This window comes from Thermus neutrinimicus (genome assembly GCF_022760955.1).
Lineage (GTDB): Bacteria > Deinococcota > Deinococci > Deinococcales > Thermaceae > Thermus > Thermus neutrinimicus.
Window position 1 is genome coordinate 60,383 of the sequence record NZ_JAKTNU010000011.1, and the last position, 8,581, is coordinate 68,963.

The following is an 8,581-nucleotide window of genomic DNA, read 5'->3' on the forward strand; positions in this document are numbered from 1 at the left end:
AGGGGGTGAAGGGTGTACAAGCAGCCGCGGGAGGTTCATGAGGCCAGGATCTACACCCAGGCCTACCGGATCTACGGGCTCATCTACCTGGTGCCCGGGGCAGGCACCGCCGACCTTTTGAACCAGGAGAAGCCCTATCTTCCGGTCACCGGCGCCCTGCTGTACACTCCCGGCTATGCCCATCCCCCGGAGGCCAAGGACCTAAAGGCCAGCACCGGCTTCCTGGCCTTGCGCAAGGAGCGGATCCAGTGGGTGGTGGGGGGGAAACCCAGCGAGCCCCGCACCTCTCCCAGCCTTCTGGAGCGGCGAAGGCTGGCCTTTCTCTTTGGGGACTACCTCCTTGCGGGCGAACTCCTTCTTCCCCGGGGGGTGCGGCTTTCCGACCACCTTTCCCAGGCCAAGCCATTCCAGACCCTCCTCGAGGCCAAGCTTTACGTCCTCGCCGCCAACAAGCCCATCGTGGACCTGGAACCCTGGGAAACCTTCCCCTTCGTCACCTTGAACCTGCGCCGAGCCGAGGCGGTGGCCGAGGCCCCGGGAGAGGCCCAAGACCCCCGGCTCACCCTATTTGGCTGAGGGCCTCCCGGATGCGCTCTATTTGGGTCAGGTTTTCCCTAAGCCTTTCCTCCTCGGCTTCCACCACCTCCTTGGGGGCCTTCTCCCGGAAACCGGGGGCGGAAAGCTTTTTCTGGCTCCTTTCCGCCAGGGCCAGGAGTTCTTGCAGGCGCTTTTCCTGCCGGCGCCTCCACTCCTCCACGTCCAGAAGCCCCTCCAAGGGCATGCGCACCGTCACCTTGGGCATGGCCTTCACCAGAGCCCTATGGGGCCGCTCGGGTAACAGCTCCGCCCGGGCCAGGAAGCGGAAGACCTCGAGGTTCTCCACCACGGGGCCGGTTTCCCCCTCCAGGTAGACCCCCACCTCCTGGGCCAGGGGAAGCCCGGCCTCGGCCTTTAGGGCCCGTACCGCCGTCACCGCCTGCTTGAGGGCCTCAAACCGGGCTAGGGCTTCCTCGTCCGTGGCCTTGGGCTGGGGCCAAGCCTCGAGGGCCAGTTCCTCCTTGCCCGTGAGGGCCTGGTAGAGCTCGCTGGTAAGGAAGGGCATGATGGGGTGGAGGAGCTTGAGGAGGGTGGCGAGGGTTTCCTCGAGGGTCCGTAGGGTATAGGCATTCCCTGCCCTTAGGGCCGGCTTGCTGGCCTCCAGGTACCAGTCGCAGAACTCGCTCCAGACCAGCTCGTACACCTCCCGGGCCGCCTGGGCTAGGTCCAGGGCCTCGTAGAGGCGGGTTATTTCCGCCACACCCCGGCTTAAGCGGCTTTGCATGAAGCGGTCGGCCAGGGTGGGCTCTTGGGATGTGGCCTGGAAGGCCTCCCGGCTCAGGAGCACGAAACGGGCGGCGTTATAGAGCTTGTTGGCGAAGTTCCGGGCCATTTCCAGCCAGCGGAGGTCCAGCCTAATGTCCTGGCCCCCCGTGGCCAGATAGGTGAGGGCGAAGCGCAGGGCGTCCGCCCCGTAGCGCTCCACCATCTCCAAGGGGTCGATGACGTTCCCCTTGGATTTGGACATCTTCTGCCCCTTCTCGTCCAGGACGAGGCCGTGGAGGAGCACGGTCTTGAAGGGCCTCTCCCCCCGGAAGTGGTAACCGGAAACCTCCATGCGGCTTACCCATAGGAAGAGGATGTCGTATCCCGTGACCAGGACGTCCCCGGGGTAGAAGGCCTCGAGGTCCTCCGTCTCCTCGGGCCAACCCAGGGTGGAAAGGGGCCAGAGGGCTGAGGAAAACCAGGTGTCAAAGACGTCCTCGTCCCGCTTTAGGTTTTGGCTTCCGCAGGCCTCGCAAGCGCTGGGGTCCTTCAGGTAGCGCTCGGGGTGGGGCACGTTGACCGCCCCGCAATCCTGGCAGTACCAGGCGGGGATCTGGTGCCCCCACCAGAGCTGACGGGAGATGTTCCAGTCCCGAACGTTTCGCAACCAGTCCAGGTTGACCCTCTTCCACCGCTCGGGCACGAAGGCGATCTCATCCCGTTCCAGGCCCCTTATCACCTTTTCTGCCAGGGGCTTCATGGAAAGCCACCACTGGGGGAAGATGGCGTACTCCAAGGGGGTGCCGCAGCGGGAGCAGGTGGCCATCTGGATGGTGTAGTCCTCTTCTTTCAGGAGATGGCCTGCCTCCCGGAAGAGCTCCACCGCCTTCTTCCGGGCCTCAAACCGGTCCAGGCCCAAGAGGGCTGCCGGCACCCTTTCCCCTTCCATGCGCCCTTCCAGGTTGATGACGGAGACCGCTTCCAGTCCGTGCCTTTCCCCGATCTCGTAGTCCAAGGGGTCGTGGGCTGGGGTCACCTTGAGGGCCCCCGTGCCGAACTCCCGCTCCACGGCGCTGTCCGCCAGGATGGGGATCCACACCCCTGTGAGGGGGATGCGGGCCTTTTTGCCGATAAGGTGGCGGTAGCGCTCGTCCTCGGGGTGGACGGCGATGGCCTGGTCAGCAAAGACGGTCTCCGGCCTCACGGTGGCGATGGCGATGTGTTCCCCTCCCTCCACCTCGTAGGCCAGGGTGTAGAGCTTGCCCGGGGTGGGCTCGCTTTCCACCTCCAGGTCCGAAAGCGTGGTCTCGCACCGCGGGCACCAGTTGACCAAGCGAGGGGCGCGGTAGGCCAGGCCCTCGTGGTAGTAGCGGCTAAAGGCGTAGCGCACCGCCTTGGAGCGGGCCTCGTCCATGGTGAAGGCCTCCCGGCTCCAGTCGGCGCTGGCCCCCAGGCGTTTGAGCTGCTTCAGGATAGTACCCCCCGATTCCTCCTTCCACTCCCAAACCCGCTTCAGAAAGGCCTCCCGTCCCAGGTCATGCCGGGTCTTGCCCTCTTTCAGGAGAAGCCTTTCCACCACCACCTGGGTGGCGATGCCCGCATGGTCGGTGCCGGGAAGCCACACGGCTTCGTACCCCTGCATGCGCTTGTAGCGGATGAGGGCGTCCTGGAGGGAGTTGTCCAGGGCATGGCCCATGTGCAGGCTTCCGGTCACGTTGGGGGGCGGCATGAAGATGACGAAGGGGGGTTTGCCGCTTTTGGGATTGGCCACAAAGGGGTTGCTGGCCCATTTCTCCGCCCATTTGGGCTCCACGGTCTTGGGGTCGTAGGCCTTGGGTAGGTCCATGCTACCCGATAGTTTACCCAAGCCAGGAAGGGTTTGCCCTTTGGGCGCTGGGATGGGGCCAATGGGAGAGGTAGCCAAGGCGCCCCTGTCCTTTGCCGCCTATTTGGAGGCGGGAGGAGCCCGGTGCGCCACCAGCTGGCGGGGGTTTTCCCTATGCCATCTCCTGGGGAGTACCCGGCAATGGCGTGTGGAGCTCTATGGCAAACACAGAAGAAGCTTCAGGCTGGAGGTCTACACGGAAGGGCAGGTGCGCCTCCCGTGCCCGGAAGCCACCCTGGACCTAAAGGCCCTCTATGAGGGTGTGGAGCTGGAAAGGGCATAGAGGTAGTAGTGGCCCTCTCCCAGGTCAAAGAAGGCTTCCTCATAGGCTAGGCCCTCTATGGGGGTCTCCGGGGGAATCGCCAGGGAGGTACCCCCCACCCTTATGCCCTCCGGCTCCAGCTGGAGGATCCCTTGGGACAATTCCCTGGACTCCGCTTCGGGGTCGTTGATGGGCGTGAGGAGGAGGCGGACGGGAAGACCCTTTAGGCTATGGAGCACGTTGCTGGGGTCCCCAAAAGGAGCCCGGTGGAGGAGGCGCTCCTCCACCCAGGCGATCTCCCCCCAAAGGGCGTAGCGGTCCAGGGGCAAAAGGGCCTTACCGCTTTCCAAGAGGACCAGGAAGCGATTGCGGTCCTCTGGGGAAAGGAGCACGGGAGCCTGGTTCCTTCCCACCCTGGGATCCTGGTCCAGCCTCTCTCCTTTTAGGAGGGCTTTGGCGGCTTCCAGGGCTTCCTCACGGGTTTTGTAAAGGCTATAGGGATTGATCTTGAAGAGGAGGTCGTAGCCCTTGGGTCCCTGGACCAGCCAGGCCAGGTGAAGCTCAAAGAAGGGTTGCTTCCGCCACTCGGGGTACATGCCAACCCATATTAGCCCAGGCTTCGGGAGGGGGTTGATGAAAACTGTGAGTCTCCCCCTTGCCCAAAACCGTATCCGGGTATACCCTGAGCCCGGTATGGCGCTTACGGAAGAGCGGGTCCTCGAGGCCCTGCGCACGGTTATGGACCCCGAGTTGGGCAAGGATCTGGTCTCCTTGGGCATGGTGGGGGAGGTGAAGCTGGAAGGGAGCCGGGTGGACCTCCTGATCCACCTCACCACCCCCGCCTGCCCCCTAAAGGGCCAGATAGAGGCGGACATCAAGCGGACCCTTCATCCCCTGGGGGTGGAGGAGGTGCGGGTGCGCTTTGGCGGAGGGGTTAGGTCCCCCGAGCAGTACCCCATCCCCGGGGTGAAGCATGTGGTGGCGGTGGGCTCCGGCAAGGGTGGGGTGGGCAAGAGCACCGTGGCCGCCAACCTGGCCTTGGCCCTTTTGCAGGAGGGGGCCAGGGTGGGCCTCTTGGACGCGGACCTCTACGGGCCCAGCCAGGCCAAGATGTTCGGCCTGGAGGGGGAGAGGCTTAAGGTGGACCAGAACCGGAAGATCCTTCCCCTCGAGGCCTTTGGCCTTAAGGTCCTCTCCATCGCCAACATCGTCCCCCCTGGGCAGGCCATGATCTGGCGGGGGCCCATCCTCCACGGCACCATCAAGCAGTTCCTGGAGGAGGTGAACTGGGGGGAGCTGGACTACCTGGTGGTGGACCTGCCCCCCGGAACCGGGGATGTGCAGCTCAGCCTGACCCAGCTCACCAAGGTTTCCGGCGGGGTCATCGTGACCACCCCGCAGGAGGTGGCCCTGATCGATGCGGAAAGGGCTGCGGACATGTTCAAGAAGGTGCAGGTGCCCATCCTGGGGGTTTTGGAGAACATGAGCCACTTCCTCTGCCCCCACTGCGGTAAGCCCACCCCCATCTTCGGGGAAGGTGGCGGAAAGCGGCTTGCGGAAAGGCTCAAGACCCGTTTCCTGGGGGAGATTCCCCTCACCCTACCCTTGCGGGAAAGCGGGGATCGGGGAAGGCCCATCCTGGTGGAAAGCCCTGAGGGTCCCGAGGCGGAGGCCTTTAGGAAGGCGGCCCGGGAGCTGGCGGCTAGCCTAAGCGTGCAGGCCTTTATCGCCCTGCCCCTGGCCTGATATGGCCTTAGTTCTGGAAGGCACCAAGGAACGGGTTCTGGACCTCTTAAGGCTCAAGCCCTATACCGCCAAGGAGCTGGCCGAAGCCCTGGGGGTGAGCCGGGTGGCGGTGCTGAAGCACCTGCAGGACCTCGAGGCCCGGGGCCTGGTGCGCTCCGAGGTTAGGAAGTGCCTGGGCCGGGGCCGGCCCTACCGCCTGTACATGGCCCAGGACAAGGAGGCTCCCTACGCTTCCCTTTGCGGGGATGTGCTTAGGGAGGTGGAGAGGGCGCTGGGCCGGGAAGGGGTGGTGCGCCTCCTCTTGCAGAGGAACCGCAACCTTTTCGCCCCCTTGAACCTGGCGGCCCTTCCCCTTAGGGAACGGCTTGCCCGCCTGGCCCAGTTCCTGAGGGAGCAGGGCTACGAGGCGGAGGTGGTGGAGGAGGGGGGAAGGCTTTACCTGTGCCAGAAGCGCTGTCCCAAGCTGGCGCTTTCCCGGGAGCACGAGGCCCTTTGTCAAAGCGAGCTCCTGGCCTACCAGGAGTTGCTGGGCCTACCCTTGATGCGGGAGGAGAGGCTGGCGGAGGGGGGGAGCTGTTGCCGCTACCGGGTAGAATAGCGGGGTGTGGGTTTACCGCCTTAAGGGGACGGCGGCGGAACTGGACCCCTTGATCCCCGATCTCTTTGACCGGGGGGCCCGGGGCCTCGAGGAGCGGGAGGGGGAGGTGTGGGCTTATTTTCCCTCTCCTGTGGACCTCCCCTTTGGGGGGGTGTGGGAGGAGCTTCCCGATGAGGGCTGGCTTTCCGCCTGGCGGCGGGACCTTAAGCCCGTGCGGGCTGGGCCTTTCGTGGTCCTGGCTCCCTGGCACTCCTGGGAGGGGGAGGGGATTCCTTTGGTGATCGAGCCCGGTATGGCCTTCGGCACCGGGCACCACGAGACCACCCGGCTGGCCCTTTCCGCCTTGGCCCGCCACCTGCGCCCTGGGGAAAGGGTGCTGGACCTGGGCACGGGCTCGGGCATCCTGGCCATCGCCGCCGCCAAGCTGGGGGGCGAGGCTTTGGGGGTGGATATCGACGTAACCGTGCTTCCCCAGGCGGAGGAGAACGCCAGGAGAAACGGGGTCTGGGTCCGCTTCCTCCCGGGTAGCCTCGAGGAGGCCTTGCCCAATGGGCCCTTTGACCTCCTGGTGGCCAACCTGTTTGCGGAGCTTCACCGGGAGTTGGCCCCCCACTATCCCAAGGCCCTGGCCCCTGGGGGGAGGCTTCTTTTCACGGGGATCCTGGCGGAAAAAGCCCCCCTGGTGAAGGAGGCCATGGCCAGGGAGGGCTTGTCCCTCCTGGAGGAGGAAGGGGAAGGGGAGTGGGTGTTGCTGGCCTACGGGATGTGAGCCATGCGCCCGCACCGCGCCTATAGCCCAGGCCTGACCGGGGTGCTTCCCCTAAGGGAAAGCCGGCACCTCCTGGAGGTGCTGAGGGCGAGGCCGGGAGACCGGTTCACCGTCTTTGACGCGGACCGGGAGGCCCTGGCGGAGGTGGTGGAGCTGGGGCCGCCGGTGCGCTACCGCATCCTGGAGGAACGGCGCCCGGAGCGGGAGGTGGGGGTGGAGGTGGCCCTTTACCCCGCCCTGTTGAAAGGGGACAAGCTTTCCGAGGTGGTGCGCGCGGCCACGGAGCTCGGGGCCACCCGCATCCAACCCCTCGTCACCCGGCACACCGTGCCCAAGGAGATGGGGGAGGGGAAGCTGAAAAGACTCCAGGCCATCGCGGTGGAGGCGGCCAAGCAGTCGGGTAGGCTGAGGGTGCCCGAGGTCCTGCCTCCCATTCCCCTAACCGCTCTTCCGAAGGTGGAGCAGGGTATGGTGGCCCATGTGGGAGCAAGGAGCCTGGTGCGGGAGGTGCTGGACCTCGGGAAGCCCTTGGCCCTGGCCGTGGGACCGGAAGGGGGTTTCGCGGAGGAGGAGGTGGAACTTTTGCAGGGGAAAGGCTTTACCCCGGTCTTCCTGGGCCGGAGGATTTTGCGGGCGGAGACGGCGGCCATCGCCCTCCTCGCCCTGTGCACCGCTGGGGAGGGGAGGTGAAGCCCCTCGCCTGGTTTGGGGGTGTGGCCCTCCTCTTCCTTCTCGCAGGCTGCCGCTACACCTTCCTGCCCCTGGACCCTGGCAAGCCCTTGCCCCCGGAAAGGCCTTTTGTGATGGCCCGCCTGGAGAAGGGCTCAGTGGAGGCCTTTTTGCTCCTCAGGGTGGAGCGGCTTCCTTACCCGGGCTACCTTCACCTCAAGTGGTTCCGGGAGGAGGCCTTGCTCCTGGAGAAGGCTCTTTTCCTGGAGGGGGCAGGAGGCTATCGGGTTTCTTTTCCGCTGGGCGAGGGTTACCACCGCCTGGTGGGTCTTTGGGCGGGCGGGGTCCTTTTCCAGCTGGACCTGGGGACGCCCAGGCTACCGGACCCCGATGAGGAGGAGAAAGAGGGGAATGGTCAGGAAGGCTAGAAAGGTGGAGACCACCACGCTCCTTGCCACCCGCAGGGCTTCCCCGCCGAACTCCCGGGTGAGGAGGAAGGCGTTCACCGCCACGGGGGTGGCCGACTGCAGGACCAGGACCTGGTGCTCCAGCCGGGGAAGGCCCAGGATAAACCCCGCCCCGTAGGCTAGAAGGGGAGCCAGGAGCAGCCGCAGGCCGCTGGCCACCCCCTCAAAGGCCCCCACTTGGAAGCGGGTTTGGCTCATCTGCATCCCCAGGGTAAGGAGGAGGACGGGGATAGCCGCCTGGCCCATGAGGCGGAGGCCCTCGTCCAGGCGGAAGGGGAGGCTTACCCCCAGGGCTTTTAGCAAGAGGCCCAGAAGGAGGGCGTAAAAGAGGGGTAGGCGTAGGGTGAAAAGAAGCCCTTCCCTAAGCCCGCCTCCCCTTATGAAGGCCGGCCCCAGGCCGAACATGACCACGCTGGAAAGGATGAAGTACACCACGGCCCGCCTCAGGCCCTCCTCGCCCAGGGCGAAGTAGACCAGGGAAAGCCCCATGTTGCCGGAGTTGGGGAATAGGCTGCAGACGAGAAGCCCCTTGGCGGCCTCGGGGGAGAGGCCAAGGAGTTTGGCCACCCCGGTGATGGCCAGAAAGAGGAGGAGGTAGGTAAGGGCAAAGCCCAAGGCAAGGCCCACCAGGCCTTCCCGGGAGTACTCCGCCCGGTACATGGCGTCAAAGATGAGGGCGGGCACCAGCAGGTAGAGAGTGAGGCGGCTTAGGGTGGTGAGGTCCATGGGGATGCGTTTTCCCAGCAGATACCCCGAGAAGACCACCAGGGCCACGGGAAGGACCGTGTTGAGGAGGGCCTGCATGTGAGGCATTCTAAGGGCATGGGCTATGTACACGTCAAAACCTCCATAGGGCATAACCCCAAGGGACTTCCGCGCCTTC

The 8,581-nt window shown here is 65.2% G+C and carries 10 protein-coding genes; 7 read left to right on the forward strand and 3 right to left on the reverse strand.

Annotated features, from left to right (window positions below; genetic code table 11):
* Positions 1-12: 12 nt before the first annotated feature.
* On the forward strand, positions 13-576 hold the full coding sequence (locus L0C59_RS07775) for a DUF6812 domain-containing protein (protein WP_243090788.1): 564 nt from the start codon (positions 13-15) through the stop codon (positions 574-576).
* Here L0C59_RS07775 and L0C59_RS07780 read toward each other — a convergent pair.
* Complete coding sequence (locus L0C59_RS07780) at positions 560-3,148, reverse strand: valine--tRNA ligase (RefSeq protein ID WP_243090789.1); 2,589 nt, start codon at positions 3,146-3,148, stop codon at positions 560-562. The two genes, L0C59_RS07775 and L0C59_RS07780, sit on opposite strands and share 17 nt — an antisense overlap.
* Before the next feature lie 61 nt (positions 3,149-3,209).
* Between L0C59_RS07780 and L0C59_RS07785 the strand changes: the two genes are divergently transcribed.
* The gene (locus L0C59_RS07785; protein ID WP_243090790.1) at positions 3,210-3,470 is read left to right on the forward strand and encodes a hypothetical protein; all 261 of its coding nucleotides are present in this window, start codon (positions 3,210-3,212) and stop codon (positions 3,468-3,470) included.
* On the opposite strand, the gene L0C59_RS07790 is transcribed toward L0C59_RS07785, so the two are convergent.
* Positions 3,440-4,045 carry a hypothetical protein gene (locus tag L0C59_RS07790; protein ID WP_243090791.1) on the reverse strand — a complete coding sequence of 202 codons (606 nt, stop codon included), beginning with the start codon at positions 4,043-4,045 and terminating at the stop codon, positions 3,440-3,442. The genes L0C59_RS07785 and L0C59_RS07790 overlap by 31 nt on opposite strands.
* Positions 4,046-4,142: 97 nt before the next feature.
* On the opposite strand from L0C59_RS07790, the gene L0C59_RS07795 reads away from it, so the two are divergent.
* The 5 genes from L0C59_RS07795 to L0C59_RS07815 are packed head-to-tail and all read left to right on the forward strand — an operon-like array spanning position 4,143 to position 7,659.
* On the forward strand, positions 4,143-5,195 hold the full coding sequence (locus tag L0C59_RS07795) for an Mrp/NBP35 family ATP-binding protein (RefSeq protein WP_243090792.1): 1,053 nt from the start codon (positions 4,143-4,145) through the stop codon (positions 5,193-5,195).
* Position 5,196: 1 nt separating this feature from the next.
* Positions 5,197-5,793: a helix-turn-helix transcriptional regulator gene (locus L0C59_RS07800; protein ID WP_243090793.1), complete on the forward strand. Its 597-nt coding sequence runs from the start codon at positions 5,197-5,199 to the stop codon at positions 5,791-5,793.
* A 4-nt stretch (positions 5,794-5,797) separates the two neighbouring features.
* Positions 5,798-6,562: a 50S ribosomal protein L11 methyltransferase gene (locus tag L0C59_RS07805; protein ID WP_243090794.1), complete on the forward strand. Its 765-nt coding sequence runs from the start codon at positions 5,798-5,800 to the stop codon at positions 6,560-6,562.
* A 3-nt stretch (positions 6,563-6,565) separates the two neighbouring features.
* On the forward strand, positions 6,566-7,252 hold the full coding sequence (locus L0C59_RS07810) for a 16S rRNA (uracil(1498)-N(3))-methyltransferase (protein ID WP_243090795.1): 687 nt from the start codon (positions 6,566-6,568) through the stop codon (positions 7,250-7,252).
* Positions 7,249-7,659 (forward strand): hypothetical protein, encoded by a 411-nt coding sequence (locus L0C59_RS07815; RefSeq protein ID WP_243090796.1) that lies wholly within the window; start codon positions 7,249-7,251, stop codon positions 7,657-7,659. Before L0C59_RS07810 ends, L0C59_RS07815 begins: the two co-directional genes overlap by 4 nt.
* Here the strand turns inward: L0C59_RS07815 and L0C59_RS07820 are convergent.
* Entirely contained in the window at positions 7,609-8,511 is a 903-nt protein-coding gene (locus tag L0C59_RS07820; protein ID WP_243090802.1) for an AEC family transporter, read from the reverse strand. The two genes, L0C59_RS07815 and L0C59_RS07820, sit on opposite strands and share 51 nt — an antisense overlap.
* Between the last annotated feature and the right edge of the window lie 70 nt (positions 8,512-8,581).

What these genes read in the sequence shown, in the direction of transcription:
- L0C59_RS07780 (WP_243090789.1), bottom strand. Translation starts at nt 3,148, where the DNA reads ATGGACCTACCCAAGGCCTACGACCCCAAGACCGTGGAGCCCAAATGG.
- L0C59_RS07785 (WP_243090790.1), top strand. Translation starts at nt 3,210, where the DNA reads ATGGGAGAGGTAGCCAAGGCGCCCCTGTCCTTTGCCGCCTATTTGGAG.
- L0C59_RS07790 (WP_243090791.1), bottom strand. Translation starts at nt 4,045, where the DNA reads ATGTACCCCGAGTGGCGGAAGCAACCCTTCTTTGAGCTTCACCTGGCC.
- L0C59_RS07795 (WP_243090792.1), top strand. Translation starts at nt 4,143, where the DNA reads ATGGCGCTTACGGAAGAGCGGGTCCTCGAGGCCCTGCGCACGGTTATG.
- L0C59_RS07800 (WP_243090793.1), top strand. Translation starts at nt 5,197, where the DNA reads ATGGCCTTAGTTCTGGAAGGCACCAAGGAACGGGTTCTGGACCTCTTA.
- L0C59_RS07810 (WP_243090795.1), top strand. Translation starts at nt 6,566, where the DNA reads ATGCGCCCGCACCGCGCCTATAGCCCAGGCCTGACCGGGGTGCTTCCC.
- L0C59_RS07820 (WP_243090802.1), bottom strand. Translation starts at nt 8,511, where the DNA reads ATGCCTCACATGCAGGCCCTCCTCAACACGGTCCTTCCCGTGGCCCTG.